23 protein-coding genes are annotated in these 25,606 nt (G+C 72.6%); 10 read left to right on the forward strand and 13 right to left on the reverse strand.

The features are described from left to right. Positions 1 to 23 precede the first annotated feature (23 nt). Positions 24 to 1,913 carry an AsmA family protein gene (locus MFF04_RS04820; protein ID WP_238274327.1) on the forward strand — a complete coding sequence of 630 codons (1,890 nt, stop codon included), beginning with the start codon at positions 24 to 26 and terminating at the stop codon, positions 1,911 to 1,913. A gap of 21 nt (positions 1,914 to 1,934) precedes the next feature. On the opposite strand, the gene MFF04_RS04825 is transcribed toward MFF04_RS04820, so the two are convergent. Genes MFF04_RS04825 through MFF04_RS04840 form a run of 4 tightly spaced genes read right to left on the reverse strand, consistent with a single transcriptional unit; the run spans position 1,935 to position 5,380 of the window. After that, a complete protein-coding gene (locus tag MFF04_RS04825) occupies positions 1,935 to 2,708 on the reverse strand; it encodes an ABC transporter permease subunit (protein WP_238274328.1) in 774 nt (257 codons plus the stop codon). Beyond that, positions 2,705 to 3,613: an ABC transporter permease gene (locus MFF04_RS04830; protein WP_238274329.1), complete on the reverse strand. Its 909-nt coding sequence runs from the start codon at positions 3,611 to 3,613 to the stop codon at positions 2,705 to 2,707. The genes MFF04_RS04825 and MFF04_RS04830 overlap by 4 nt, the downstream gene beginning before the upstream one ends. Continuing rightward, complete coding sequence (locus MFF04_RS04835) at positions 3,610 to 4,689, reverse strand: ABC transporter ATP-binding protein (RefSeq protein ID WP_238274330.1); 1,080 nt, start codon at positions 4,687 to 4,689, stop codon at positions 3,610 to 3,612. Before MFF04_RS04835 ends, MFF04_RS04830 begins: the two co-directional genes overlap by 4 nt. Positions 4,690 to 4,693: 4 nt before the next feature. Continuing rightward, complete coding sequence (locus tag MFF04_RS04840; RefSeq protein WP_238274331.1) at positions 4,694 to 5,380, reverse strand: Crp/Fnr family transcriptional regulator; 687 nt, start codon at positions 5,378 to 5,380, stop codon at positions 4,694 to 4,696. Between the two features lie 334 nt (positions 5,381 to 5,714). Between MFF04_RS04840 and MFF04_RS04845 the strand changes: the two genes are divergently transcribed. Continuing rightward, entirely contained in the window at positions 5,715 to 6,590 is an 876-nt protein-coding gene (locus tag MFF04_RS04845; protein ID WP_238274332.1) for a UDP-3-O-acyl-N-acetylglucosamine deacetylase, read from the forward strand. Between the two features lie 58 nt (positions 6,591 to 6,648). Continuing rightward, positions 6,649 to 8,520 (forward strand): ABC-F family ATP-binding cassette domain-containing protein, encoded by a 1,872-nt coding sequence (locus MFF04_RS04850; protein WP_238274333.1) that lies wholly within the window; start codon positions 6,649 to 6,651, stop codon positions 8,518 to 8,520. A gap of 6 nt (positions 8,521 to 8,526) precedes the next feature. On the opposite strand, the gene MFF04_RS04855 is transcribed toward MFF04_RS04850, so the two are convergent. Continuing rightward, positions 8,527 to 9,654, reverse strand: a complete 1,128-nt coding sequence (locus MFF04_RS04855) for a hypothetical protein (protein ID WP_238274334.1) — start codon at positions 9,652 to 9,654, stop codon at positions 8,527 to 8,529. Positions 9,655 to 9,709: 55 nt separating this feature from the next. Between MFF04_RS04855 and MFF04_RS04860 the strand changes: the two genes are divergently transcribed. The 4 genes from MFF04_RS04860 to MFF04_RS04875 are packed head-to-tail and all read left to right on the forward strand — an operon-like array spanning position 9,710 to position 13,755. Beyond that, positions 9,710 to 10,144, forward strand: coding sequence for a GlcG/HbpS family heme-binding protein (locus MFF04_RS04860; protein WP_238274335.1), 435 nt, complete (start codon positions 9,710 to 9,712; stop codon positions 10,142 to 10,144). A gap of 4 nt (positions 10,145 to 10,148) precedes the next feature. Beyond that, entirely contained in the window at positions 10,149 to 11,735 is a 1,587-nt protein-coding gene (locus tag MFF04_RS04865; RefSeq protein WP_238274336.1) for a peptide ABC transporter substrate-binding protein, read from the forward strand. Beyond that, positions 11,732 to 12,655, forward strand: coding sequence for an ABC transporter permease subunit (locus MFF04_RS04870; RefSeq protein ID WP_238274337.1), 924 nt, complete (start codon positions 11,732 to 11,734; stop codon positions 12,653 to 12,655). The genes MFF04_RS04865 and MFF04_RS04870 overlap by 4 nt, the downstream gene beginning before the upstream one ends. Further along, complete coding sequence (locus tag MFF04_RS04875; RefSeq protein ID WP_238274338.1) at positions 12,652 to 13,755, forward strand: ABC transporter permease; 1,104 nt, start codon at positions 12,652 to 12,654, stop codon at positions 13,753 to 13,755. Before MFF04_RS04870 ends, MFF04_RS04875 begins: the two co-directional genes overlap by 4 nt. Here MFF04_RS04875 and MFF04_RS04880 read toward each other — a convergent pair. Then, the gene (locus tag MFF04_RS04880) at positions 13,752 to 14,018 is read right to left on the reverse strand and encodes a hypothetical protein (protein WP_238274339.1); all 267 of its coding nucleotides are present in this window, start codon (positions 14,016 to 14,018) and stop codon (positions 13,752 to 13,754) included. The two genes, MFF04_RS04875 and MFF04_RS04880, sit on opposite strands and share 4 nt — an antisense overlap. Before the next feature lie 118 nt (positions 14,019 to 14,136). Between MFF04_RS04880 and MFF04_RS04885 the strand changes: the two genes are divergently transcribed. Then, entirely contained in the window at positions 14,137 to 15,609 is a 1,473-nt protein-coding gene (locus tag MFF04_RS04885; protein WP_238274340.1) for an MFS transporter, read from the forward strand. 3 nt (positions 15,610 to 15,612) lie between these two features. On the opposite strand, the gene MFF04_RS04890 is transcribed toward MFF04_RS04885, so the two are convergent. Both MFF04_RS04890 and otsB read right to left on the reverse strand, forming a co-directional pair. Next, complete coding sequence (locus MFF04_RS04890) at positions 15,613 to 16,620, reverse strand: glucokinase (protein ID WP_238274341.1); 1,008 nt, start codon at positions 16,618 to 16,620, stop codon at positions 15,613 to 15,615. Between the two features lie 27 nt (positions 16,621 to 16,647). Continuing rightward, positions 16,648 to 17,397 carry a trehalose-phosphatase gene (otsB, locus tag MFF04_RS04895; RefSeq protein WP_238274342.1) on the reverse strand — a complete coding sequence of 250 codons (750 nt, stop codon included), beginning with the start codon at positions 17,395 to 17,397 and terminating at the stop codon, positions 16,648 to 16,650. 159 nt (positions 17,398 to 17,556) lie between these two features. Between otsB and MFF04_RS04900 the strand changes: the two genes are divergently transcribed. Then, complete coding sequence (locus tag MFF04_RS04900) at positions 17,557 to 18,789, forward strand: serine hydrolase domain-containing protein (protein ID WP_238274343.1); 1,233 nt, start codon at positions 17,557 to 17,559, stop codon at positions 18,787 to 18,789. Between the two features lie 26 nt (positions 18,790 to 18,815). Here MFF04_RS04900 and MFF04_RS04905 read toward each other — a convergent pair whose 3' ends face one another. The 3 genes from MFF04_RS04905 to MFF04_RS04915 form a co-directional block, all read right to left on the reverse strand. Then, complete coding sequence (locus MFF04_RS04905) at positions 18,816 to 19,454, reverse strand: DUF2147 domain-containing protein (RefSeq protein ID WP_238274344.1); 639 nt, start codon at positions 19,452 to 19,454, stop codon at positions 18,816 to 18,818. A 214-nt stretch (positions 19,455 to 19,668) separates the two neighbouring features. After that, entirely contained in the window at positions 19,669 to 19,878 is a 210-nt protein-coding gene (locus MFF04_RS04910; RefSeq protein ID WP_238274345.1) for a hypothetical protein, read from the reverse strand. A 322-nt stretch (positions 19,879 to 20,200) separates the two neighbouring features. Continuing rightward, a complete protein-coding gene (locus MFF04_RS04915; RefSeq protein ID WP_238274346.1) occupies positions 20,201 to 22,933 on the reverse strand; it encodes a S8 family peptidase in 2,733 nt (910 codons plus the stop codon). Positions 22,934 to 23,158: 225 nt separating this feature from the next. On the opposite strand from MFF04_RS04915, the gene MFF04_RS04920 reads away from it, so the two are divergent. Then, a complete protein-coding gene (locus MFF04_RS04920) occupies positions 23,159 to 23,860 on the forward strand; it encodes an alpha/beta hydrolase (protein WP_238274347.1) in 702 nt (233 codons plus the stop codon). A 22-nt stretch (positions 23,861 to 23,882) separates the two neighbouring features. Here the strand turns inward: MFF04_RS04920 and xoxJ are convergent, their stop codons facing one another. Together xoxJ and MFF04_RS04930 are read right to left on the reverse strand one after the other, a co-directional pair. After that, complete coding sequence (xoxJ, locus tag MFF04_RS04925) at positions 23,883 to 24,728, reverse strand: rare earth element methanol dehydrogenase accessory protein XoxJ (RefSeq protein WP_238274348.1); 846 nt, start codon at positions 24,726 to 24,728, stop codon at positions 23,883 to 23,885. Next, positions 24,728 to 25,339 carry a c-type cytochrome, methanol metabolism-related gene (locus MFF04_RS04930; protein WP_283206346.1) on the reverse strand — a complete coding sequence of 204 codons (612 nt, stop codon included), beginning with the start codon at positions 25,337 to 25,339 and terminating at the stop codon, positions 24,728 to 24,730. The genes xoxJ and MFF04_RS04930 overlap by 1 nt, the downstream gene beginning before the upstream one ends. Positions 25,340 to 25,606: the final 267 nt, after the last annotated feature.

A 25,606-nucleotide genomic window follows, 5' to 3' on the forward strand; every position in this document is an offset into this window, starting at 1 on the left:
GGCCATCATCCCCACGGAGTTCGATGCCGCTTCGCCTCCCGAAGCTTCCGGGGCCGGCCTTGCCACGCCCTCGTCTCGGCCGCCGCGCCGGATGGGCGCTGGCCTGCCTCGGCGGCCTCGCGGCGGCCGGCACCGTCGCGGCGAGCCTGGACTGGACGGTGCCCGCCGGACCGGCGGCGCGCTTCGCGGAGCGGGCGCTCGCGGGATACGGCCTCACTCTCACCGTGGAAGGACCGGCGGAGCTGACGCTGCTGCCGATGCCGCGCCTCGGCTTCGCCCGCGCCCGCATCGCCACGCGGGAGGGCGAGACGCTCGCCGAGAGCGGTCGCCTGACCGTCGAGCTGGCGCCGACCGCGCTGCTCGCCGGGCGGGCGGAGATCGCCACCGTCGGCCTCGACGGCGCCCGCATCGATCTCGGCCGCCGCGACCGCAACGGGGTCTGGCACTCGCCCCTGAAGGCGCTGGCCGGTCGCCTCGTCGGAGACGCCGACGGGCATCCCCGCCGCGTCCTGCTCTCGGGCAGCACCCTGAGCCTGCGCGACGCGGACGGCGCCTTCGAGACCGCCGACGGGGTCGAGGCGGTGATGTCCTGGCCGTTCTGGAGCGCCAGCCTCGAATGCGCCGGGAGCCTCACATGGCGCGGCGCCCGCACCCGTTTCGCTCTCTCCCGCCTCAACGCCGGAGCGTTGGCGGGCGGCGGCGCGACGCCCTTCGCCGCGAGCCTCGTCTGGCCGGACGGCGAGATCGCCGCCGAGGGCACCTTCACCGGCGGCGAGGACCTCCGCCTGGCCGGAAGCGGCCGGCTCCAGGCCCGCGCCCTGCCGCGCACCCTCGCCTGGCTCGGCACCGACGTCGCGCTGGCGCCCTTCGTCGGGGACCTGTCCCTGGAGGGACCCTTCGAGGTAGCGGCCGGCACGGTCATGATGTCGAGGGTCGCGGTCGGCATCGGCAACAGCCGGCTCGAGGGCGCGATGTCGGCCCTCCTCGCCGGAAGGCCGTCGGTGCAGGCGACGCTCGCCGCCGACACCCTGGACCTCGGCCCCCTCCTCGGCGGCCTCGTGCGGCTGACCGACACCGCGCAGCCCGGCGCCTCCCAGGCCGTGGCCCTGCGCCCGCTGACCGGGGGCGACCTCGACCTGCGGCTCTCGGCGGCCGCGAGCCGCATCGGCCCGGTGCGGATCGAGGACATCGCCGCGAGCCTGCTGGTGCGGTCGGACGGCATTGAGGCCTCGCTCAGCCGGGCGCGGCTCGCCGGCACCGCCGTGAAGGGCCGCCTCGCGCTCATCGCCGCCGGAGAGGATGGCGGCGACACGGAGCTGCGGGCGCAGGGCTCCTTCGACCGGCTCGACCTCGGCGGCCTCCTCGCCGATCTGGGCCAGGAGCGCTGGCTGTTCGGCGGCACGCAAGGGCAATTCGTGCTGGAGAGCAGCGGCCGGGACATGGCCGCCCTCGTCGGGCGCCTGTCCGGCCGCGCCGCCTTCTCCATCGACAACGGCACGCTCGCCGGGCTCGACCTGTCGGACGTGATCCATCGCAATGGCGCCGTGGCCGCGGGCGCGCTCGCACGTCGCAACGGCCGCACTGTGTTCGAGCGGGCCGCCGTGACGCTCCGCTTCGCCGACGGCGTCGGCGAGATCGGCGACGGCTTCCTCAAGGGGCCGACCGTCTCGGCGGCCATCCGCGGCCGCCTCTCCCTGCCCGAGCGCAGCCTGAAGGCCCAGGTCGAGCTTCAGCACCGGGGCGGCGAGGCGGCGCGGCGGCCGACGCGCTTCGACCTCTCCGGCCCCCTCGACCGGGTGGCGGTGACGGCGGTGCCCCTCGATCGCGGCGGCGCCGATCCGGGCTCGGTGCCGACCGCCCTCACCTTGCCCGCCGCCCTGCCCGCAGGAGCGCGGGCCTACGCGGCGCCCTGAGGTGGGATCAAGCCGGCGGGATCAGGCCACGGTCCGCCGCCCGGTGAGCCACGTCGCGGTGAGCACCAGGACGCCCGCGGTGGCGAGCAGCAGCGTCGAGGCGGCGTTGATCTCCGGGTTCACCCCGAGCCTCACCTGGCTGTAGAGCCGCATCGGCAGGGTGGTGGCACCGGGGCCGGCGACGAAGCTCGCGATGACGAGGTCGTCGAGCGACAGGGTGAAGGCGAGGAGGAAGCCCGCCGCGACGGAGGGCGCGATCAACGGCAGCGTCACGCTCGCGAAGACCCGGGCCGGGGCGGCGCCGAGATCGGCGGCGGCCTCCTCCAGCGAGCGGTCGAGGCCGCGCAGGCGCGCCGCGACGATCACCGCGACGAAGCCGGTCCCGAAGGTCGCGTGGGCGACGACGATGGCGAACAGCCCCCGGTCCAGGCCGATCCCCACGAAGAGCAGCAGCAGCGAGAGGCCGGTGATCACCTCCGGCATCACCATCGGTGCGTAGACGAGGCCGGTGAAGAGGCCGCGGCCGGCGAAGCGCCCGTGCCGCTCCAGCGCCAGCGCGGCGAGCGTGCCGAGCCCCGTGGCGATGGCGGCGGAGGCGAGCGCCACCTTCAGGCTCGTCCAGGCGGCGGCGATGAGCGGCCCGTCGGCGATGAGCGTCGCGTACCAGCGCGTCGAGAACCCGCCCCAGACGGTGACCAGGGCGGAGGCGTTGAAAGAGTAGGCGACGAGCACGAGGATCGGCGCGTAGAGGAACGCGAGGCCGAGGCCGAGCGCCGTGCGTGTGAGCGCGCTCACCGGGCCGCCTCCGCGCCGGCCTTGCGGGCATCGCCCCGGAACAGCACGATCGGCCCGACCACGAGCACGAGCAGGACGACCGCCACCGCCGAGGCCAGCGGCCAGTCGCGGTTCGAGAAGAACTCGCTCCAGAGCACCCGGCCGAGCATCAGCGTGTCCGAGCCGCCGAGCAGGTCCGGGATGATGAACTCGCCGCACATCGGGATGAAGCAGAGCAGCGCGCCGGCCCGGAGCCCCGCCGCCGAAAGCGGCAGCGTCACGGTCCAGAACACCCGCGTCGGTCCCGCGCCGAGATCGGCAGCGGCCTCGCGGAGGGTCGGGTCGAGGCGGCTCATCACCGCGTAGAGCGGCAGTACCATGAAGGGCAGATAGGCGTAGACGAGCCCGATCAGCACCGCGCCTTGCGTGTTCAGGATCTCGAGGGGCGCCGGGATCAGCCCGAGGCGCAGGAGAGCGGCGTTCAGGAGCCCCTCGGGCTTGAGGATCGCGATCCAGGCGTAGACCCGGATCAGGAAGCTCGTCCAGAACGGCACCACGACGAGGGCGACGAGCAGTGGCTGCCAGCGGGACGGCGCCCGCGCCATGGCGTAGGCGAGCGCCGTGCCGACCCCGGCGAGGATCGCCGTCGCCGTGCCCGCGAAGGCCAGGGAGGAGAGGGCCGCGTCCCGGTAGAGGGCATCGCCCGCGAGCGTCTCGTAGTTCTGGAAGTGCAGCGCCTCGAGGAAGGTCGACCAGCCCTCGAGGCCGCCCTTCCAGTCGAGCACCGGCAGGTAGGGCGGCATCGCGGTCGCGGCCTCGGAGAGGCTGATCTTCAGGGTGATCGCGAAGGGCACCAGGAAGAAGGCCGACAGCCACAGCCACGGCGGCAGCCGCACCAGGGCATCGAGGAGCCGCGACCGCGTCATGCCGGCAGGATCGTCGCCGCGTCCGGCGGCCAGCGCAGGTGCAGGCTGCCGCCGGGCTCGGGCCAGCCGGTGGCCGCTGCCCCCGCCGGGGTGCTCGTCCGCAGCAGGGTGCCATCGGGCAGGCGCAGGCTCCGCCGCACCCGCTCGCCGAGGAAGGTCGTCTCGACCAGCGTCGCCGACAGCCCTTCTCCCGCCGTGGCCGGGGCGATCCGCTCGGGCCGGACGGCCAGCAGCACCGCGGCGCCCTCGCCGAGATCCACCTCCGGCGCGCGGCCCCGGAACGGTCCCAGCGCCGTCTCGACGCTCGCGAGACCGTCCGAGACTGCGCCGAGGCAGCCGGGGATGAGGTTCACGTCGCCGAGGAGCCCGGCGACGTAGCGGCTCGCCGGGCGCTCGTAGAGAGCCGCCGCGCTGCCGCACTGGACGAGGCGTCCGGCCTCCATCACGCCGATGCGGTCGGCGAGCGCCATCGCCTCGGCGGGGTCGTGGGTGACGACGACGAAGGCGGCGCCGAGCCTTCGTTGAAGGGCGCGCAGCTCCCCCTGCGTCTCCTCGCGCAAGGATCGGTCGAGGGCGCCGAGGGGCTCGTCGAGGAGCAGCACCTTCGGCTCGCGGGCGAGCGCCCGGGCCAGCGCCACCCGCTGGCGCTGGCCGCCGGAGAGCGTGTCCGGACGGCGGCCCCCGAGCCCGTCGAGGCGCACGAGGCCGAGGAGCTTTTCGATCCGGCCGGCGATCTCCGTCCGCGACAGGCCGAGACCTTTCAGCCCATAGGCGAGGTTTCCCGCCACGCTCAGGTGCGGGAACAGCGCGTAGGACTGGAACATCATGTTCACCGGCCGCCGGTGCGGCGGCAGGCTCGCAAGGTCTTCGCCCTCGAGGAGGATGCGGCCCGCGTCGAGGCTCTCGAAGCCCGCGACGAGGCGCAGCAGCGTGCTCTTCCCGCAGCCCGAGGGGCCGAGCAGACAGAAGAACTCTCCGGCCGCGAGGTCGAGGGAGACGCCGTCGACGGCCGCGTGCGCGCCGAAGCGCTTGGCGGCGGCCTCGATCCTCAGGAGCGGCCCTTCCCGGTCCGCCAAAGCCTCAGCTGTCCTCGCGCAGGGCCTCGGCGACCCGCGCTTCCAGAAGGTCCGGCCGGCGCAGCACCAGGGCGCCGCGGGTGCGGTCAACGAGTCCCTCGTTGGCCATCACCGTGAACTCGCGGGTCACCTGCTCCCGGCGGCAGCCGATGCGGGCGGCGAGCACGTGGTGGTAGGGCGGCGGGGTCACGACCCGCTCGTCGCCCCCGCCGGTGCGCGGCACAGAGAGGCGCAGCAGCTCCGCGTAGAGCCGGTGGCGCAGGTCGAGGAGCGCGTGCTCCATGAGGCGGGTGTTCAGCTCGCGCACCCGCTTGGTGAGCAGGCGGAACAGCCGGTCGGCGATGCTCTCTGAGGCGAACACCATCTGCCGGAAGACGCTCGCCGGCACCACGCAGACCTCGCCGCGGGTGAGCGCGGTGACGTTGGCCGAGCGGCCGACCCCGTCGAGCGCCGCGAGCTCGCCGAAGAAGGCGCCGCCGCGCATCTCGCCGAGGATCACCTCCTTGCCGGACTGGGTCCGGTTGAGGATGCGCACCTCGCCCTGGGCCAGGAAGTAGACGTCCGTCGAGACGTCGTCGAAGTCGACGAGCACCTCGTTCTCGTCGAAGCGCCGCCAGTGGCAGCGCGTCTCGAAGGGTCCGAGGTCGATCCCCGGATCCTTGAAGAACGGAATGGTCCCCAGCCGCGCCATCGAACACGCCCCCGCACCGCCGCCGCCGGATCGCTCTCGATCGTCCGGTCCCGCGTCGGCGGCCCCATTGACACGGCCATTCCCCGTCCGGCGTGACGCAGGGCACGTGGCCCCCGTCCCCGTCCGCAGTCGCGGAGGATTGTTCCGTCCCTCCGAGGATCGTGCCGGGCGGCCGGACGGGGGTCAAGTCGAAGCGCGGCGGTTCGGGGTGGATGAAGCGCCTGTCGGGCTTCGCAGAATCCCGGTGTGTCGCGGCCGCCGCTTCCCCTGCCCCGCCGCCTCGTCTATCCGCCCGGCGGACGAACGGCGCGAGGCCGGAGAGTGGGGCTTCGTTATGAGCGGGCGCGCACCCGAACCGCAGGCGACGCTGGCTGCGCCCTTCGAGGCCGAGGGCGGCGGGCTGCACACGGCCGGGCACGGGCATGTCCGGGTCTCCCCGGCCCCCGCCGACACCGGCATCCTGTTCCGCCGCACTCTCAAGGGCGGTCGCGTCGTCTCCGTGACGGCCGATTGGCGCGCCCGCGTCTCGCAGCCGCTCTGCACGGCGCTGAAGACGCCGGATGGGCCGCTCCTGCGCACCGTCGAGCACCTGCTCGCGTCGCTCTCCGCGCTGCGGATCGACAACGCGCTGGTCGAGACCGACGCCGAGGAGCTGCCGATCTTCGACGGCAGCGCCGCGCCCTGGTGCGCGGCGATCCTCGAGGCCGGGCGCCGGGAGCTCGACGCCCCGCGCCGGGTCATCCGGGTCCGGGAGCCGGTGGAGTTCCGGGACGGCCGCCGCTTCCTTCGCGTCGAGCCGGCCGAGGGGCTGTTCCTCTCCGGCTCGCTCTCGCTGGCCCATTTCGGCGCGATGGAATGGGAGGGGGAGGTGACGCCCGAGCGCTTCGTCGCCGAGCTCGCGCCCTCGCGCAGCTTCGGGCGGCTGAAATGGGCGCTGCCGGCCAAGCTCTACGGGCTCGTGACCCGGAAACCCCTGCTGCGGGGCGCGAGCTTCCGCACCACGGCGGCGCTGGTCGGCGGGCGCGTCGTCGGTGGCATGCGGATGCCGGGCGAGCCGGTGCGCCACCGCCTGATGGACCTCGTCGGCGACATCTCCCTCGCCGGCCACCCGATCCACGGCCGCTTCACGGGCGCCCATATCGGCCACGAGGTCAACCACGCCCTGGTCGCCCGGCTGATGGAGCGGACGGAGGCCTGGGAACTGGTGTGAGGGGATCGCGCAGGGGATCGCGCTTGCCCCCCGGCCCGCGCCCGGCCAGAACGCGGCCATGCTGCGCGTCAACGACCTCACCTACCGCATCGGCGAGCGCCTGATCCTCGACGGCGCGAGCTTCACGATCCCCGACGGGGCCCGCGTCGGCCTCGTCGGGCGCAACGGGGCCGGCAAGACCACCCTGTTCCGGGCGATCCTCGGCGAATTGCCGACCGACACCGGCGCCGTCGCGATGCCGAAGGGCATGCGCATCGGCGCCGTGGCGCAGGAGGCCCCCGCCGGGCCGGAGACGCTCCATTCCGTGGTGCTCGCCGCCGACACCGAGCGCGCCCGGCTGATGGCCGAGGCCGAGGGCGCCGACGGGGTGCGCCGGGCCGAGATCGAGACCCGGCTGGTCGATATCGACGCCCACTCCGCCCCGGCGAGGGCCGCCGCGATCCTGCACGGGCTCGGCTTCGACGCGGCGGCGCAGGCGCGCCCCTGCTCGGACTTCTCCGGCGGCTGGCGGATGCGCGTGGCGCTGGCCGCCGTGCTGTTCTCCGAGCCCGACCTGCTGCTCCTCGACGAGCCCACCAACTATCTCGACATCGAGGGCACGCTCTGGCTCTACGACTACCTGGAGAGATACCCGCGCACGGCGATCATCATCAGCCACGACCGGGACTTGCTCGACACGAGCGTCGACCACATCCTCCACCTCGACCGGGGCAAGCTCGCGATCTACCGGGGCGGCTACTCCAGCTTCGCCCGGCAGCTCTCCGAGAAGCGCGTGCTCCAGGCCAAGGCCAAGGCCCGGCAGGAGGCCGAGCGCGCCCATCTCCAGAGCTTCATCGACCGCTTCAAGGCCAAGGCGACCAAGGCCCGGCAGGCGCAGTCGCGGGTCAAGCGCCTCGCCAGGATGGAGCCGATCGCGGTGCTGATCGAGGACGACGTGCCGGTCATCCACCTGCCGAGCCCGGAGCGGCCCCTCTCCCCGCCGATCGTCGCCATGGAGCGGGTCAACGCCGGCTACGGCGAGCGCATCGTGCTGAAGGGCCTGAACCTGTCGCTCGCCCCCGACGACCGGGTGGCGCTGCTGGGGTCCAACGGCAACGGCAAGTCGACCTTCTGCAAGCTGATCGGCGGGCGGCTGCCGCCTCTCTCAGGGGAGCTGAGGCGCTCCTCGAAAATGGAGGTCGCCTACTTCGCCCAGCACCAGCTCGACGAGCTGCGCCCCAGCGACAACGCCGTCGCCCATGTGCGCGACCTGATGCCGGACGCGCCCGAGGCCCGCGTGCGCTCGGCCGCCGCGCGGCTGGGCTTCGGCGCCACCAAGGCCGACACGCCGGTCGAGAAGCTCTCGGGCGGCGAGAAGGCGCGGCTGCTGATGGGGCTCGCGGCCTTCTCCGGCCCGCACCTGCTCATCCTCGACGAGCCCACGAACCACCTCGACATCGAGAGCCGGCAGGCGCTCGTCGAGGCGATCAACGACTACGAGGGCGCCGTCATCCTCGTCAGCCACGACCGCTTCCTAATCGAGGCCTGCGCCGACCGGCTGTGGCTCGTCGCGGACGGCTCGGTGAAGGTCTTCGACGGGGACATGGACGATTACCGCCGCCTCGTCCTAGCCGGCCCCGAGCGGGAGGATGCGGGCCAAGCTGAGCCCGGCGGCGGCCGTCAGGCGGAGGCCCGCCGGCAGGGCGTCGAGCGCCGGGCGGCGCTGGCTCCGCTTCGCAAGCGCCTGGAGGCCGTCGAGGCGCGCATGGCCAAGCTCTCGGCGGCCATCGCCAAGATCGACGCGGCGCTCGGCGACGGCAGCGCCTTCCGCCAGGACGCCGCCAAGGCCGGAGACCTCGCCCGGATGCGCGCCGAGGCCGCGGCCGCGCTCGAGGGCGCGGAGGAGGAGTGGCTGTCGCTCAGCGGCGAGATCGAGGCCGCGACGGGCTGAGCGGCCTCACACCACCTTCCACCGCGAGTAGCCCGTCCGCCAGGCGATCTCGTCGCCCGCCCGCTCGAACAGCTCCGCCGGCAGGCGCCGCCAGGGCGGTGGCCGGCGGAAGCCGAAGCGGGCGATGGCCTCGTGCATCAGGAGCGCGATCTGGGCCTCCTGCTCCGGGCTCGTCGGATGGCCGGCGATCTCGTTCGGGGGCTTGCGGGCCGCCGACGCGACGACGCTCTCCCAGGAGGCGCCCCAGAGGTCGCGCGCGAAGGCCTCGTTGAGAGGGGCGAAGCGCGCCTCCATCCGGGCCCGGATCTCCGGCGCGTCGCCCCGGAAGCTCTCGGTGTCGAGCCCCCGCGACCAGGCCGCCTCGTCGATGACGTGGCCGATGATCCGGGGATGTCCCGGCACCTGCCGGTGGACGCGCATCCGCCGCAGCCGCCGGGAGGCCTCGACGGCGAGCGGGCCGGAGGAGCGGTTGTCGGTCCGGCGCGTCGCGTCGTCGGGCACGAGGGGGGCGAGCCGCTCCCAGAGCCCGAGGTCGCGCAGCAGCCGTTCGAGAAGCGGCGCGCCGGAGCGCCCGTCCCGCAGCGGCGTCGCCGTGACCCGGCCCCGCGCCGCCGCCCGCCAGGGCGCGAGGCGGGCCCCGTAGTCGAAGCGCCGGGAGCGCCAGAGCAGGCGCCCGAAGCCGCGGAAGTCGCGGAACTCCTCCGCGAGCTGGGCGCGGTGCGCGTAGGCCGAGTTCAGCTGCTCGAAGGGCGGCTTGACCACGATCGCCGCCTCCAGCGCGAAGCCGTGCCGGGCGAAGACCTCCGCCAGCATCGCCGGCACGCCGAGAGAAGGCTTCTGGACCGCGAAATCCTCGTAGGACAGCACGACGGTGTCGGCCTGCGTCGCCGCCAGGGTCTCGGAGAGTTGCGCGAGCGCCGCCCGACGGCCCGGACGCCGCCCGTCGAGGGCTTCACCCAGCGCCTGGTGGTTGACGTTGAGCGCCTCCCGCGCGGCCTCGGGCAGGTCCGCCGGGGCTAGCTCGGGATAGAGGATTCCGGCCTCCGGGAGGCGCGCCCGCACCCGCGCCAGCAGCCCCTGAAAGGAGGTGGACCCCGTCCGCGGCATTCCGATATGGATGATGGCCCGACGCATCGGCCGCCTTCTACCCTTCCCGCGCGGCCCCGATCCAGAACCCGAGAGGACCGCGATGTCCGAGCTGACGCTGCGCGCCGCAAAGACCATCGTCGACACCGCGCTCGCGACCGCCCGCGGGCACGCGCTCAAGCCCCTCGCGGTGGTGGTCTATGATGCCCGCGGGTCTCTGAAATGTGTCCAGGCGGAGGACGGCACCTCGCTCCGCCGGGTCGAGATCGCCTCCGGCAAGGCCAACGGCGCCCTGGCGCTCGGCCTCGGCTCCCGCGCCATCGCCGCAAGGGCCGAGGCGCAGCCGCAGTTCGTCGCCGCCGTGAGCCACCTGGTCGGGCCGGCCGCCCTCGTGCCCGTGGCCGGCGGCGTGCTGATCCGCGACGGCGACCGGCTCGTCGGCGCGGTCGGCGTCTCCGGCGACACCTCGGACAACGACGAGATCTGCGCGATGGCGGGCATCCAGGCGGCGGGCTTCACCGCCGAGACCGGCGCCTGAGGGGATGCCTCTCGCCCGCCGCGACTGGCTCGGGGCGGGCGCGGCGCTGCTCTGCGGGCTCGGCCTTCCGCGGCCGGCGCAGGCGGATGCCCCCCTCTACCGGCGCGGCAACGACGCCGACCCGGAGACCCTCGACCCGCACCGCTCCTCGACGGTCGCCGAGGCGCATATCCTGCGCGACCTCTTCGAGGGGCTGCTCACCTACGACAATACGGGCGCTATCATCCCCGGCGCCGCCGAGCGCTGGGCGATCTCCGACGACGCCCTGACCCACACCTTCCACCTGCGCGCCGCCGGACGCTGGTCGAACGGCGATCCGGTCGAGGCGGCCGACTTCGTCGAGGCCCTGCGCCGCATCCTGCGGCCGGAGACGGCGGCGAAGTACGCCGAAGTCCTGTTCCCGATCCGCAACGCCGCGCCCGTCAACCGGGGCGAGGTTCCCCCCGACGCGCTCGGCGTCTCGGCGCCCGATCCGCGCACGGTGGTGATCGCCCTCGACAAGCCGACCCCCTACCTCCTCGAGCTTCTCACCCACCAGACCTCGATGCCGGTGCACCGCCCGAGCCTCGCCCGCTTCGGCGACGCCTTCGCGAGGCCGGGCAACCTCGTCTCCAACGGGCCCTATCGCCTGGAGGAGAGCGTGCCGAACGATCGGATCACGCTCGTCCGCAACCCGCATTTCCGCGAGGCGCCGCCGATCGCCCGCGTCGCCTTCGTGCCGACGCCCGACCTCGCCGGGGCGGTGCGGCGCTACGCGGCGGGCGAGCTGGATTCCCTCGCGGACCTGCCCGGCGACCAGATCGCGGCCCTGCGCCGCCGCTTCGGCGACCAGGTGATCCTCGGGCCGGCGCTGGGCGTCCTGGCGCTCGCGGTCAACACCCGCAAGAAGCCCTTCGACGATCCGCGCCTGCGCCGCGCCCTCTCGCTGGCCATCGACCGGGAGTACCTCGCGGAGGGCATCTGGGGCGGCACCATGGCGCCGGCCTACTCGCTCTGCCCGCCGGGGCTCGACCATTACGGCACGCCCCCCGAGACGGAGGGACGCGCCGCCGCCCCGATCGACAACGAGGCGGAGGCGATGCGCCTCCTGCGGGAGGCCGGCATCGGGCCGGGCTTCACGATCGAGTATCGCTTCAACAACAGCGACAACAACCGCGCCACGGCGGTCGCCATCGCCGACATGTGGCGCGGCCTCGGCATCGCGACGCGCTTCACCGCCACCGACGCCAAGACCCACTTCGCCTACCTGCGCGACGGGGGCGACTTCGACGTTGCCCGCATGTCCTGGATCGCCGACTACTCGGACCCGCAGAACTTCCTCTTCCTCCTGCGCGGCGGCAACGACGGGCTCAACCCCGGCCGCTACGCCAACCCCGCCTACGACGCCCTGCTCGCCCGAGCCGAGGGCGAGCGCGACCTCGCCATCCGCGCCGAGACGCTGGCCCAGGCCGAGCGCCTGCTCCTCGGCGAGCTGCCCTGGATTCCCCTGATGCACTACCGCTCGAAGGCGCTCGTCTCGCCGCGCCTCTCGGGCTACCGGCCGAACCTGCGCAACGTCGCACCGACCCGCTTCCTGAGGCTTTCGGCGTGATCGGCCTGGCGCTCCGGCGGCTCGCGCAAGGGGTACCGACGCTCCTCGTCGTCGCGACGGTGAGCTTCTTCCTGATGCGGCTCGCCCCCGGCGGGCCCTTCGACCTGGAGCGGCCCCTGGCGCCCGCCGCCATGGAGAACCTGCGCCGGGTCTACGGACTCGATCGCTCGCTCCCCGAGCAGTATCTCGGCTATCTCGCCGCCCTGCTCAGGGGCGACCTCGGGCCGTCCTTCTCCCATCGCGACCTCTCCGTCGCCGATCTCTTCGCCCGTGGCCTGCCGGTCTCGCTGACGCTCGGCTCCCTCGCCCTCCTTCTCGCGCTCGCCCTCGGGATCGGCCTCGGCAGCCTCGCGGCGCTGCGCCGGGGGAGCCTCGCCGACCGTCTCGTCGGCGGGCTCGCGGCCCTGAGCCTCTCCGTGCCGAGCTTCGTCGCGGCGCCGCTCCTCCAGATCGTCTTCGGACTCGGCTTAAGGCTGCTGCCGGTCGGCGGCTGGGAGGGCGGCGCGCCGCGAAACCTCGTCCTGCCCGTGCTGACCCTGGCGCTCCCCCAGATCGGCGCCATCGCGAGGCTGACCCGCGCCTCGCTCGCCGAGACCCTGCGCGCCCAGCCCGTGCGCACGCAGCGCGCCATGGGCCTGCCACCGGGCCGCATCCTGCGCCACGCCCTGCGCGGGGCGCTGCTGCCGGTGGTGGCGCTGCTCGGGCCGCTGGCGGCGGGGCTGCTGACGGGCTCGGTCGTGGTCGAGACGGTGTTCGGCCTGCCCGGCATCGGCCGCTACTTCGTGGAAGGGGCGCTCAACCGCGACTACACGCTGGTGATGGGCACGGTGCTGCTGGTGGCCGCCCTCGTAATCCTCTTCAACATCCTCGCCGACCTCGCCGCCGCCCTCCTCGACCCGCGCCTGCGGCCGGACGCATGAGCGGGGCCGCCCTCCCCGCGCCCCGCGGCCGGACGGCTCATCGCCTCGTCCGCAGCGGGAGCGCCCGGGCGAGCCTCGTCGTGCTTGCTCTGATCGCGCTTGCCTGCCTCTTCGGCCCCCGGCTCACCGGCCGCGCGCCGGAGCGCGCCTATCCAGACCTGCGCCAGCTCCCCCCGAGCCTGACCGCCCAGCCCTCCCCCACGACCCTGAGGCCGGCGCTGGAGCGGATCGCCTTCCGGATGCGCGCCGCGCTCGCGGAGGTCGAGGAGCGCGACGGCCGCCTCCGGCTCGTTCTGACCGCGCCCGGCGGCGTCGACGAGCGGGCCCTGGTCTACCTGCCCCGCTCCGACCTGTTCGGAACGCCGCGGGTCGTCGCCCGCGAGGACGGAGGCCGGCGCCTGACCGTCGAGGTGCCCGTGCGGCGCCTGCACTTCCCCCTCGGCACGGACATCCACGGGCGCGATCTCCTCACCCGCATCCTCGTCGCGGGCCGTATCTCGCTGGTGGTGGGGCTCGTCGCGACCCTCGTCGCCGGGGGTCTCGGCATCGCCTGGGGCGCCACCGCGGGGCTCGCGGGCGGCGCCGTCGACGCCGCGATGATGCGCGCCGTCGACGTGCTCTACGCCCTGCCCTTCGTGTTCTTCGTGATCGTGCTGGTGGTGCTCTTCCGGCCGGGCCTGATCCTCATCCTGATCGCCATCGGCGCCGTGGAATGGCTCGACATGGCCCGCCTCGTGCGCGCGCAGACCCTGGCGCTGAGCCGGCGGGACTTCTTCAGGGCGGCCCGCGCGCTCGGCGTCTCGGGCCTGCGCCTCGTCACCCGCCATGTCCTGCCGAACGCGCTCGGGCCGGTGATCGTGGCCGCGACGCTGCTGGTGCCGCGGGTGATCCTGCTGGAGAGTTTCCTCTCCTTCCTCGGCCTCGGCGTGCAGGAGCCCGAGACGAGCTGGGGCGTGCTGGTCGCGGAGGGCGCGCGGGCGATCGAGTCCGCACCCTGGATGCTCGCCGGCCCGGCGGGCTTCCTCGTCGCGACGCTCGTGGCGCTCAACCGCCTCGGCGACGCGCTGGCGGACGCGGCGGACCCGAGATCGGGCCTCTAACGGTTCTCGACGAGCGCCGGATAGACGAGGCGCACGTTGCGCCGCTCGTCCGGGATCGGCCCGGCCGGGCGCTCGTTCCGGAAAGGCTGCGCCGTTGGCACCGGCACGGGCGCCGCCGGGCGCAGGCGCCAATGCTCGGCCACCCCCGTCGTCAGGAGGGGCCGGCCCGGCGTCAGCGTCGCGTCGGCGGCCTGGATCGGCGCCACCGCGAAGCCGCCGAGGCTCGAGGCGAGAAGGAGGGTGAGGCGAAACGGAGCGTTCATGAGGGCGGATCCCGGAGGAGCGCCCTAAGTGAAGCCCGAGGCCGGTAAGCCACTGCCGAATCGGCGGCTTCCGATGCCGCCTTCTGAACAGAACTTCGAACTCAGGGTGAACGAGTCGATGACGAGCAGGACAGAGGCCGGCGCCGAAGCCCCGGAGCGCGTCGCGCCCGGCACCGTGATCGACACCGACATCTCCGCCCGGCTCGACCGCCTGCCCTGGGGGCGGTTCCACGTCCTCGTCATCGTGGCGCTCGGCATCACCTGGGTGCTCGACGGCCTCGAGGTGACGCTGGCCGGCGCCCTCGTCGGGGCGCTGCGCCAGCCGCCGATGTCCTTCTCGGAGTTCGACGTCGGGCTCGCGGCGAGCTCCTATCTCGTGGGCGCCGTGACGGGAGCGCTCGGCTTCGGCTGGCTCACCGACCGGATCGGGCGCAAGAAGCTGTTCTTCATCACGCTGGCCCTCTACCTCGCGGCCACCGCCGCCACGGGCCTCTCCTGGAACATCTGGAGCTTCTGCCTCTTCCGCTTCCTCACCGGGGCGGGGATCGGCGGCGAGTACACCGCGATCAACTCGACCATCCAGGAGCTCGTCCCGGCCCGCGTGCGCGGCTGGACGGACCTCGTCATCAACGGCTCCTTCTGGATCGGCGCGGCGCTGGGCTCCTTCCTCTCGATCGCCCTGCTGCGCCCCGAGTGGATCGACCCGACCTGGGGCTGGCGCATCGCCTTCTTCATCGGCGGCGGCATCGGCCTCGTGATCCTCCTGCTGCGCTCCTGGATCCCCGAGAGCCCCCGCTGGCTCGCGACCCACGGCTATGCCGCGGAGGCCGGCCGGGTGGTCTCCGGCATCGAGAAGCGCTTTACCGACGAGGGGATCACCCTGCCGCCGGTGGATGAGGGCAAGCGCCTGCGCCTCACGGTCCGCAGCCACACGCCGCTCTCGGAGGTGGCCGGTGCCATGTTCCGTACCAGCCGGCGGCAGACCGTGGTCGGCCTCGTGCTGATGATCGCCCAGGCCTTCTTCTACAACGCCCTGTTCTTCACCTACGCCCTGGTGCTGGAGCGCTTCTACGGCGTGCCGGGCGGGCATGTCGGCTGGTACCTGCTGCCCTTCGCGCTGGGCTCCTTCCTCGGGCCGGTGCTGCTCGGGCGGCTGTTCGACACGGTCGGCCGGCGGCCGATGATCGCCTTCACCTACGCGATCTCGGCGGTCCTGCTCGCGGGCGCCGGCTACCTGTTCAAGATCGAGGTGTTCGGCCCGGTCGGCCAGACGGCGGTGTGGATGGTGGTGTTCTTCTTCGCGAGCGCGGCGGCGAGTTCGGCCTACCTCACCGTCGCCGAGACCTTCCCGCTGGAGATCCGGGCGCTCGCCATCGCCGCCTTCTACGCCATCGGCACCGGGGTCGGCGGCGTCTCCGGGCCGCTCCTGTTCGGGGCGCTCGTCGAGAGCGGCTCCCGCGACTGGGTGCTCGTCGGCTACCTGATCGGCGCGGCGCTGATGGCGGTGGCGGCGGTCGTCGGCGGCATCTGGGGCACGGCCGCCGAGGGCAAGTCGCTGGAGAGCGTCTCGAAGCCCCTGGCGGCGGCGTGAGGTCTACCCCGCCCGCCAGACCTGCCCGTGGTAGACGAAGCGGTCGCTCTCGCTGGCGAGCGCTGCGAGGCCGTTGAAGGCCGGGTCCTGGACGGTGATGACGCTCGTCGGGACCGCCTCCATCATCGCCGCGAAGGGCGCCTTGGCCTCGAAGGCCCGGCGAAAGCCGCCCTTCCCGAGCACCGGCAGGATGCGCGGCGCGATGCCGCCGCCGATATAGACGCCGCCCGTGGCGAGGAAGGTCAGCGCCAGGTCTCCGCAGACCCGTCCGAGCAGGGTCGCGAAATGGTCCAACGCCTCGGACGCATGCGGGTCCTCGCCCGAGAGACCCCGCTCGGTGACGGCGGCGGGGTCGAGCTTCTCGGGCGGGCGGCCGGTGCGCAGGCTCGCGACCGCCTGATGCAGGCGCGCGAGGCCGGGGCCGGAGAGCAGCGTCTCCACGGTGACGCGGCCCTCGACCCGCTCGATGGCGCCCCAGAATGCCGCCTCGGCCTCGCTGCTCGGCCCGAGATCGGTGTGCCCGGCCTCCGTCGAGACGATGGCGAGGCGGTCGGCGTAGGGCACGAGGGCGGCCGCCCCGAAGCCGGTGCCCGGCCCGAGCACCAGACGGGCGCCGCCGGGCTGCTCCTTCGGGCAGGGGCCGACGGGCGTGAGGTCGTCCGGGGCGATGCCGGCGGCGCCGGCCGCTACGGGCACGTAGTCGTTGACGACGACGGCGCTCTCCAGGCCGAAGTCGCGGCCGATCCGCTCGCCCTCGATCACCCAGTGGGCGTTGGTGAGCTGCACCCTCGGCCCGTCGACACGCGCCGCGACGGCGAGGATCGCCGAGCGCGGCGGCCGTCCGCCGGTCGTGTCCTTGGCGAGCGAGGCCCGGACCGCGCTCGACGGGTCGGGATGGTCGACCGTCGCCTCGTGGGACAGGAGCCGCGGAGCGGCGCCCTTCTCCTCCACCAGCGCGAAGCGGGCGTTGGTGCCGCCGATGTCTCCCACGAGGACCGGGAACGCGACCATCCGGGCTTCTCCTTCTTCGGGTGGCTCTCAGGCGTCGGCCAGGGCGTCCGGATCGATCGGCGCGCCCTCCGCCCAGGCCCGCAGGGTCGCGCGGACGGCGACCGGATCGCCCAGGCGCTTGCGGGCCACGGTCTCGCCGGCCCCGACGCGGATGCTGATGCCCCCATCGTTGTTGACGCTGGTGAAGGCGATCTCGTCCGTGCGGTCGTCGCCGAGGAAGACCGGGCGGCGCCCCGCATAAGGCTGCGTCTCCAGGAAGGTGCGGATGGCCGCGGCCTTGGTCGCGGTCGCCGGCACGATCTCGCCGACCGCCTTGCCGAGCTGGAGCCGGTAGGCGCCCGCCAGCTCGGCGGCGACCGCCTCGACGGCGGCCTGCGCCCGCTCCGCGTCCCGCTCCGACGCGAGGCGCCAGTGTACGGCGACGGAGGCGCCCTTGTCCTCGATCAGCACCGCCTCCAGCCCTTCGAGCCGCGCTTCCAGCTCCGGGATCTTGACCCGCAGGGCCGGGTGGCCTTCCGCGCCGGCGCCGAGGACGACGCCGCCCCGCCGCAGGGCGACGCCGTGGAGGCCGGCCACGTCGAAGCGGGCGGGCGCCAGAAAATCGTCGATCACCTCGATCGGGCGCCCGGTCACGATCGCGAGAGCCCCGCCGAGGCGCTCGCGCAGGCGCTCCAGGGTCGGCACCAGGTCGGGATCGACCCGCACCGCGTCCGGGCGGGGGGCGATCTCCACGAGGGTGCCGTCGAAATCGAGGAAGAGCGCGGTGGTGTCGGGCAAAGGGAGATCTCCTGTCGGCGGCAAGGCTAGAGCGTTTCCGGCCGAAGGGGAGGCCGGCCCGGCGAAAGACGGCGCCGACCGCGCGGTTTTTGCCGCAGGTCCGGTTTGGCGCCTGGGGCCGGACGCCGCTACACCGCTCCCCTCGCGAGGAGAGCATCCATGACGAATCCGGCTCTGGCGGTGGTGGACGATCCCGGCGCGCTGGGCCTCTGTCCGGCGCGTCTCGAGCGCATCGACGGCTGGATGCGCCGGCTCGTGGACGAGGGGCGCCTCGCCGGCTTGTCGGTGGCGGTGGAGCGTCGCGGGCGCCTCGGCTTCTTCCGCGCCCACGGGCGGAGCGACCTCGCCCGCGGCCGGCCCTTCGCGGACGACACCATCGTGCGCATCTACTCGATGACGAAGCCGCTGACCTCGGTGGCGGTGATGATGCTCTACGAGGAGGGCCGCTTCCAGCTCGACGACCCCGTCACGCGCCTCCTGCCGGAGTTCGCGGGGATGCGCGTCCTGACCGGCGGCAACCGCGCCCGGCCCGAGACAGAACCCGCGCGGCGCGAGATCACGATCCGCGACCTCCTCACCCACACCGCGGGCCTCACCTACGGCTTCATGGAGGCGACGCTCGCCGACGAGATCTACCGGCGGGAGGGCATCGACTTCCACCGCAGGGACGCGAGCCTCGCCGAGGTCGTGGAGCGGCTGGCGGGCCTGCCGCTGCTGGCCCAGCCCGGCGAGGAGTGGAACTACAGCGTCGCCACCGACGTGCTCGGGCATCTCGTAGCGGTGGTCTCCGGCATCGATTTCGCGAGTTTCCTGCGGGAGCGTGTGATCGGCCCGCTCGGCATGGCCGACACCGACTTCCATGTACCGGCTGACAAGCTGCCGCGGTTCGCCGCGAACTACATCTACGACCGCGAGCGCCGCTTGAAGCTCTACGACGACAGCGTCGAGACCGCCTATGCGTCCCCGCCCGCCATCGCCTCGGGCGGCGGCGGCCTCGTCTCGACGGCGGCCGACTATCTCCGCTTCTGCCGATTCCTGCTGAACGGGGGCCAGCTCGACGGCGTGCGGCTCCTCGGGCGCAAGAGCGTCGCGCTGATGCTCGCCAACCACCTGCCGGGCGACCTCGCCGCCATGGGCACGCCGCGCTTCGCGGAGTCGTCCTACAGCGGTATCGGCTTCGGGCTCGGCGTCTCGGTGATGCTCGACCCGGCGCGCGCCCAGATCCTCGGCTCGCCCGGGGAGGCCGCCTGGGGCGGCGTCGCCTCGACGGCCTTCTGGATCGACCCGGCGGAGGACCTCTCGGTGGTCCTCCTGACCCAGCTCGTGCCCTCGTCCGCCCTGCCGATCCGACGCGAGCTGAGGGTGCTGGCCTATGCCGCGCTCACGGATTGAGCCGGCCCGCCGGAGCGGCGCCGGTCCTACTCCGCCGCCGGAGCCGGGGCGGCGGCCTTGGGGGCGGCGGCGGGCTTCGGCGCGGGCTTCGGGGTGGTGCCCGCTGCCGTGGCGCCGGCGGGCTTCGGTGCCCATTCCGCGTCCGCGCGAGGACCGTTCGCGCCGTTGGTCGGGCCGGCGAGCTGGCCCGGCAGCGTGTCGGTCACGCGGGTCCAGGTCTGCGAGCCGCACAGGACGGCGAGCATGCAGCCGCGCACCGAAAGTTCCGTCGGCTGCTCCGACCAGACCGTGACGTCGTAGCTCTTGCCGTTGTCGGCGTTGTAGATCTTGCCCTCGTACTTGCCGTCACCGTTGAGCTTGAGGCCGAGGATGATCTGGTGCCCGAGTGAGGGCCGGGTCTGCTTCTTCGGGTCCGGGTTGAACTTGTCGACGCGGGGCTTGCCCTCCTCGTTGAGGGGCACCTTCAGCCAGACCGCGTAGCCGCAGAGGTTCTTCTCGGAGGGGCCGCACTTCTCCGTGCGGATGCGGGCGCGGCCGTCCTCGGTGAGCCAGGTTCCGGTCGGATCGCCGGCGGGGGCCGCGAGCACGGGGGCCGCGAAGGCGACGAGAGCGACGAGCGGCGAGGCCAGGCGTGCGGCGAGAGCACCGACCGGTCGAGACATCATACGAAAACTCCCTCGATGGCCGCGGGGCGGCCGGGGCGGACCCGCTCCGCGCGGATGCGCCGAAATCCGCCCGCGCAATCGGCCGTGAAGGTGTCGGGATCATGACGACGCGGCAATGACCGGTGCGTCGAAGGCACTGACCCGCCAACGCGAAAGGGGCCGGCGCTCACGCGCCGGCCCCTCGATCAACCCTGGACGATCCGGGCGGCGCCGATCACTCGGCGGCGGTCATCTCGGCGTTGAAGTGGCCGCACCAGTCCTTCGCGGCGACGACCGGCCACAGGCCCTTCGACTCGGGAGCCGGCTGGCTCACCGGGGGGTTGAAGCGGCAGAGGCCCTGGTCGCCGGAGGCTTGGCCGCCGTTGAGCTGGTGCTCGTCGAAGAAGCGGCAGCTCTGGCAGGACGCGTTCTGGGTGGAAGCCATGGGAATTCTCCGTGTGGTGCCGGGCGGGGGAAGGCCGTTGCCCGTCGCTGTTCTTATTTAGAATAAGTCCAATGAAGCGTCAACGGGCGAGCCCGGCGCGGGTTCCGCGGCGGCGTGCAGGGTCGGCAGATGTCGGAGCGCCGGTCGGCGGTCCGCACGCCGCCGGCGAGCAACGTGCGTCGAGACGAGCGGCCGGAGACGTCGGCTCCCCGAAACGGGAAGAGCCCCCTGCGCGATCGGGAGATCGGCGCAGGGGGCTCTCGAGGCTGTCGGGGGGCGTGCGTTCCGAGAGGCGCCTCGCGGTCGCGGGCCGCCCGGCGGCTCAGATCAGGTCGCCGAACCCGGAGCGCCCCTCCCTGATGCCGTACTCGAGGAAGTGGAGCAGCGGGTCGGCGCCCGCCGCCGCCACGTCGGTGTACTGGGCGAGATAGGCGCTGGTGTTGAAGTGGCTCGACGGGTCCCGCCCCTCCTGCCAGCCGTGCTGGAGATAGTGGACGAGGGGATCGACGCCGGCCGCCGCCACGTCCGCGTTGTGCGAGAGGTAGTAGCGGGTGTCGAAGAAGGCGTTGGGGTTGCGGCCCTCCGCCTCGCCGTGCTGCTGCCAGTGGGTGAGCGGATCGACGCCGGCCGCCGCCACGTCGGGGTTGGCGAGACGGTAGAAGGTGGCGTCGAAGCCGTTGCTCAGGTGCGCGCCGTCCACGACCGGGATCGCCTTGCGCCCTTCCGCCTGCCCGTACTCGAGGTAGTGCAGCAGCGGGTCGACGCCGGCGGCGGCGACGTCGGCATTCCGCGCGAGGTAGAGGCTGGTGTCGAAGCTCGCCGAGGGGTCGCGTCCCTCGCGCCAGCCCTGGGCGTCATAGTGCGTGAGCGGATCGACGTTGGCGGCCTTCACGTCGCCATAGGCGGCGAGATAGGCGCGGGTGTCGAAGAAGGCGTTGGGGTTGCGCCCTTCGTGCCAGCCGTAATCGGCATAGTGCGCGTCGGCGCCGGCGCCGGCCGCGTACACGTCGGCATAGGTCCGCGCGTAGTAGACGTCGTCGACGAGGGGGTTGCTGCCGAGCGTCAGGGCGCCGTCGGCGAACTGGAGCTTGGCGATGCCGGTGAAGCTGTCGCGGCTCTCGCTGCCGGCCAGGACCGAGGTGGTGCCGGCCGCCAGCAGGCTGTAGTCGGCGATGCCCCTGAGCAGGTGGAGGGTGTCGCTACCGCCGCCGCCGGTTATGGTGTTGATGCCGCGCCCTGCGATGAAGATCTGGTCGGAGGCGTCGCCGACGAGGGTGTCGTTGCCGTCGCCCGTGATCAGCGAGGCGAACTTCATGCTGTCGCCGATGCGGATGTCGACCCCGGCGATGCTGGCCGCGTGCTTCGTCAGATCGACCACCGTGTCGCCGGTCACGGCGGCGGCATTCAGCGTGTGCGGGCCGACCGAGGGGGCAGAGAGCACGGCGCGGGAGGCGTCGGAGGCGCCGAGCCGGGCGTAGTCGTCGGTGTAGACGAAGGTCTGACCCGCGGTGACACTGTCGCCGAGCAGGGTGATGCTGGCCAGAATGTCCACAGGCTGCGTCCCGCTGCCGTTGGTGACGCTCAGCGTCCAGGGTCCGGCGGTGCTCAGCTCGCCCCAGTTCTGCACCGAGTCGAAGGTGTAGCTGAACCTGGTGCCCGGAATAGCGGAGAAGTTGGCGGTGGGCGCCATCAAGGTGGTGGCCGTGTGCCCTCCCGGCCCGATGAGGCTCAGCGTGAGCTCGCCGAAGTCCATCGGGTAGTTGTCCCTGCCCATCTCGACAGTGACGGAGACGTGCTGAACCCTCAGCGGCTCCTGGAAGGAGGCGGTGAACTTCACGGTGTCGTTGGCATTGACCGTCGATCCGCCGGGGGCGGTCAGCAGCGCCGATTCACGGGCGAGGTTCTGGAAGGTGCTCTGCTTGCCCCAGGTCTCGGCCAGACGCACCGCCGCGAGGGCGTCGACATGGCCGAAGCCGAGATCGCTGTTGAAGAGGTGGCCGCCGCCGTTCCAGTCGGTCGCGCCGTTGGTGTTCCAGGTCGTCACGCCGGCGGGGGTGCGGGCGCTGTAGGCCAGGATCTCCTGGACGTCGCGGTAGCCGAGGCTCGGATTGGCTTCCAGCATCAGCGCCACCACGCCCGTGGCGATCGGTGCAGCGGCCGAGGTGCCGTTGAAGCCGTAGCTGGCCCTTTCGATGGCGGGCTGCGGGTCGAGGACGTTGGTGTAGTCGCCGTCCTTGAACTTGTTGGAGCCCGCGGTGCCGAGGAGGTCGGTGGTGACGATGCTCGGCACCTCGTTGGCACGGCCGGTATACAGTCCGTTGCCGCTTCCCGGCGCGGCGACGAGAACGTTCGGGCCGGGCGTGGAGTAGGAGGAGACGGTGCCGTCCGCGTTGGCCGCGGCCACGACGGTGACGTAGGGCGAGTTCGTCAGAGGCGAGTAGAGGGTGTTGGCGAACTTTTCGCGGTCGTTGCCGGCCGAGAACATGCTGACGGTGCCGAGGCCGTTCCGTCCGAGCTCGACGAGGCTGATATGCGCACCCGCGAAGAACTTCTGCTGATCCCGCAGGCCGAAGGGATCGTTGCCGGTGTTCGTGAAGCCCCAGCTGTTGTTGAGCACGTCCACGCCGTCCATCAGCGCGCGCGGCGCGGCCTCGATGTAGTTCTCCGTGTCCGTGGGACCGAGCGAGGTGTAGCCGATGCCCTTGGCGCCGTAGGCGACGCCGACGACGCCCTGGCCGTTCTGCGCCGCCACGATCAGGCCCATGGTGGCCGTGCCGTGGGAGCCGTCGGTGGTGCCGGGCCTATGCGTCCTCAGGTCGTAGAACTTGTTGAGCAGCAGGTTCGGCGCGAGGTCCGGGTGCTGCGTCTGGAATCCGTCGTCGAACACACCGACGACGACGCCCTTGCCGGTGTAGTCCGGCCAGACGCCGGTCACGTTGATGTCGTTCCGATAGGTGCCGGAGGCCTGCGGTAGACCCATGATGTCCTGCCCGGTATTGCGCAGATGCCACTGCGCATCGAACAGAGGATCGGTGGGGATGTAGTTCGAGGCCACAGCAAAACTCCGGAACGGGACCGCAATGTCCAGTTACAGTTCGATGGTTAGGAACGGGTGAACGTTCACGACATCGCGAGCGGGAACGGTTGTTGTCCACAGGGCGCCCGCACGCAGGAGGCGCAGCTGCGCTCGACCGACCGGCGGGTCGCATGATCCGCGAGGCCATGAGGCGGCCGCCGAGAATCGTATTCAATCCCGGCGGGCTGCCCTAGATTGGCGGGCATGATGGACCCGCACCTCTTCGGCCGCCTCGACTTCGCCCACCGGTTGCCGGACCGCGATCCGCTGCCGCCGGGGCTGCATGCGCTCGGCCTGTTCGAGAAGCGGGACGCGATGCTGCTGGTGCCGGAGCGCGTCGATCCGCGCCGCCCGACGAGCCTCGTGGTGCTCTTCCACGGCGGCGGCGGCAGCGCCGAGAAGATCCTGCCGATGCTGGCCGAGCACGCGCAGGCGCGCGGCTTCCTGCTGCTGGTGCCGCAGTCGCTGTTCCCGACCTGGGACATCGTCATCGCCGGCAACGGGCCTGACCGGCAGCGCCTCGACGCGGCGCTCGCCGAGGTCGCCGCGCGCTTCCTCCTCGATCCGGAGCGGCTCGTCTTCGCGGGCCACTCGGACGGGGGCAGCTACACGCTCTCCCTGGGGCTCACCAACGGGCAGTTCGTGACCCACCTCATCGTGTCCTCGGCGGGCTTCATGTCGGTGCAGATGCAGGCGGGCGCGCCCCGCGTCTTCCTCTCCCACGGGACCAAGGACGAGCAGATCCCCATCGACCGCAGCGGCCGCGCCCATTCCGCCAAGCTCCGGGAGGCGGGCTACGACGTGACCTATGTCGAGTATGACGGCCCCCACGCCTGGCAGAAGCCGGTGGTGGCGCAAGCGGTGGCGATGTTCTTCGGGGAGGACGTCCGCGGGGCCGAGGCCTGAGGGGCGGTCTCCACCGGCTCGCCTACCGGGACGGCTCCAGGAGCTTGTCGCCCTCGTCCTCGAGGAGCGGCACGTCGTATTCGCGCAGCACCGCCTCGATATCGGCGCGCCGCTTGCGCAGGATCGTGTTGAGGCTGCGCTTCCAGTCGTTCTCGCCGTGGCGGACGCCCATGGCGATCCGGTAGGTCATGGAGGGGCGGTCGGGCTCCTGGAGGAGGGGCGTCACCTCCATCGGCACGCCGCTCCGCTTGGCCAGCCAGCCGACCGAGGGACCCCACAGGATCGCGGCGTCGAGCTTGCCCTCGGCGAGGTCGGAGACGATCTCGGCGGCGACCGTCTGGTGCTTGCGGGCGGGATCGAGCTGGTAGGGCGCGTAGGCCTTCATGCTGCCGATCATGCCGAGATCGCCGAGCCGGTTGACCGGGGGCGTGCCGGCGATGACGCCCACCGCCTTGCCCTTGAGGCGCGGGTCGTCGATGCGGGCGAGCCCCTCGAAGGTGCCCCGGCGGGTCACGATCGTGTAGGCGGAGCGGTAATAGGGGTTCGTGCTCTGCACGATGTCGCTGCCGAAGGCGGAGCCGACGATCAGGTCGCAGAGGCCGGTGCCCAGCGTGTTGCGCACGAAGCCCGGCCCCTGCTGGAGCCAGTAGTAGCGCACCTTCACCTTGAGCTCGTCCGCGACGATCGCCGCGATGCGGTTCTCGAAGCCGTCCTCCTTGCGCTCGGAGAACGGCATGTTGCCGGGATCGCCGCAGACCCGCAGCACGTCGGCGGTGACGAGGTCCGGCATCGTCTGGCCGGAGGCCTCCCGCGCCCCCGGCCCGAAGGCCAGGAGCGCGAGGACCGGGATCGACCTGAAGCGGGTCATCAGCCGCCCAGGCACTCCTTCTCGGCCGTCTTGGCGGCCTCGGGCTTCTCTTCCTTGTCGCCGGGCCGCGTACGGCCCCAGGCGCCGGCGGCGCGGGCCCGCAGGTACACGTACAGATCGTCCGCGTAGCACATGACGTTCTTGTTGTCGCCGAAGGCCGGCATGACCTTCTGCTCGGACGCGCTCACGTCCTGCTTGCCGCCGGCCAGGATGCCGATGAACTCCTCGTAGCCGAGGTGCTTCAACGAGTCCTTCAGAGCGGGGGCGTAGGTCGAGCCCATGCCGTCCGGTCCATGGCAGACGTGGCACTCGGCATGGTAGCGACGGTAGCCGGAGTACAGGTACCAGTCGACTTTCTTGCCGTTGTTGGTGACGTGGAAGGTCGGGTTGCCGTCCTTGTCGCGGTACTTGCCGCCGTCGTCCTTCACCGCGGCCGCGGCGGCGAGGACCTTGTCGTCCTTCTCCGCCGTCTTGTCGTCGGCGTTGAGGGAGTTGGCGAGGGCGGAATCGGCGGGCTTGGCATCCTCAGCATGTACGGCAACCGCACTGACGGCTGCTAGGGCGAGGGCGGCCGTGAGCGGCCGCAGGACGAAAGTGCTGAGGTTGAGCAAGAGTATCTTCTCCCTGAAGGTCGTTCCCATTTTCCTGGGCCGTTCTAGCCGCGGAGCCTTATTAGAACGTCTTTAATACGAAGGTGCCGGCACGGGAAGCCGTGCCGGCACCTCACATTTCTGCGAACCTGCGACCGATTAGTTCGGCAGCGTGAAGACGGTGAGCTGACCGCCGAGGTTCGTGTAGTTGGAGAGGGCCGCGTAGCCGCCCACCGCGCCGAGACCGGCGTTCGGGTCGGTCAGGCCGGCCGCGAGGCCGATGCCGGC

Origin of the sequence: Methylobacterium jeotgali (assembly GCF_022179345.1) — a bacterium.
In the GTDB taxonomy this organism is placed as follows: domain Bacteria; phylum Pseudomonadota; class Alphaproteobacteria; order Rhizobiales; family Beijerinckiaceae; genus Methylobacterium; species Methylobacterium jeotgali.

Excerpts from the sequence above, each read along its gene's own strand:
- MFF04_RS04820 (WP_238274327.1), top strand. The coding sequence starts at position 24 with ATGCCGCTTCGCCTCCCGAAGCTTCCGGGGCCGGCCTTGCCACGCCCT.
- MFF04_RS04830 (WP_238274329.1), bottom strand. The coding sequence starts at position 3,613 with ATGACGCGGTCGCGGCTCCTCGATGCCCTGGTGCGGCTGCCGCCGTGG.
- MFF04_RS04840 (WP_238274331.1), bottom strand. The coding sequence starts at position 5,380 with ATGGCGCGGCTGGGGACCATTCCGTTCTTCAAGGATCCGGGGATCGAC.
- MFF04_RS04845 (WP_238274332.1), top strand. The coding sequence starts at position 5,715 with ATGAGCGGGCGCGCACCCGAACCGCAGGCGACGCTGGCTGCGCCCTTC.
- MFF04_RS04850 (WP_238274333.1), top strand. The coding sequence starts at position 6,649 with ATGCTGCGCGTCAACGACCTCACCTACCGCATCGGCGAGCGCCTGATC.
- MFF04_RS04855 (WP_238274334.1), bottom strand. The coding sequence starts at position 9,654 with ATGCGTCGGGCCATCATCCATATCGGAATGCCGCGGACGGGGTCCACC.
- MFF04_RS04860 (WP_238274335.1), top strand. The coding sequence starts at position 9,710 with ATGTCCGAGCTGACGCTGCGCGCCGCAAAGACCATCGTCGACACCGCG.
- MFF04_RS04865 (WP_238274336.1), top strand. The coding sequence starts at position 10,149 with ATGCCTCTCGCCCGCCGCGACTGGCTCGGGGCGGGCGCGGCGCTGCTC.
- MFF04_RS04875 (WP_238274338.1), top strand. The coding sequence starts at position 12,652 with ATGAGCGGGGCCGCCCTCCCCGCGCCCCGCGGCCGGACGGCTCATCGC.
- MFF04_RS04880 (WP_238274339.1), bottom strand. The coding sequence starts at position 14,018 with ATGAACGCTCCGTTTCGCCTCACCCTCCTTCTCGCCTCGAGCCTCGGC.
- MFF04_RS04885 (WP_238274340.1), top strand. The coding sequence starts at position 14,137 with ATGACGAGCAGGACAGAGGCCGGCGCCGAAGCCCCGGAGCGCGTCGCG.
- MFF04_RS04890 (WP_238274341.1), bottom strand. The coding sequence starts at position 16,620 with ATGGTCGCGTTCCCGGTCCTCGTGGGAGACATCGGCGGCACCAACGCC.
- MFF04_RS04900 (WP_238274343.1), top strand. The coding sequence starts at position 17,557 with ATGACGAATCCGGCTCTGGCGGTGGTGGACGATCCCGGCGCGCTGGGC.
- MFF04_RS04905 (WP_238274344.1), bottom strand. The coding sequence starts at position 19,454 with ATGATGTCTCGACCGGTCGGTGCTCTCGCCGCACGCCTGGCCTCGCCG.
- MFF04_RS04910 (WP_238274345.1), bottom strand. The coding sequence starts at position 19,878 with ATGGCTTCCACCCAGAACGCGTCCTGCCAGAGCTGCCGCTTCTTCGAC.
- MFF04_RS04920 (WP_238274347.1), top strand. The coding sequence starts at position 23,159 with ATGATGGACCCGCACCTCTTCGGCCGCCTCGACTTCGCCCACCGGTTG.
- xoxJ (WP_238274348.1), bottom strand. The coding sequence starts at position 24,728 with ATGACCCGCTTCAGGTCGATCCCGGTCCTCGCGCTCCTGGCCTTCGGG.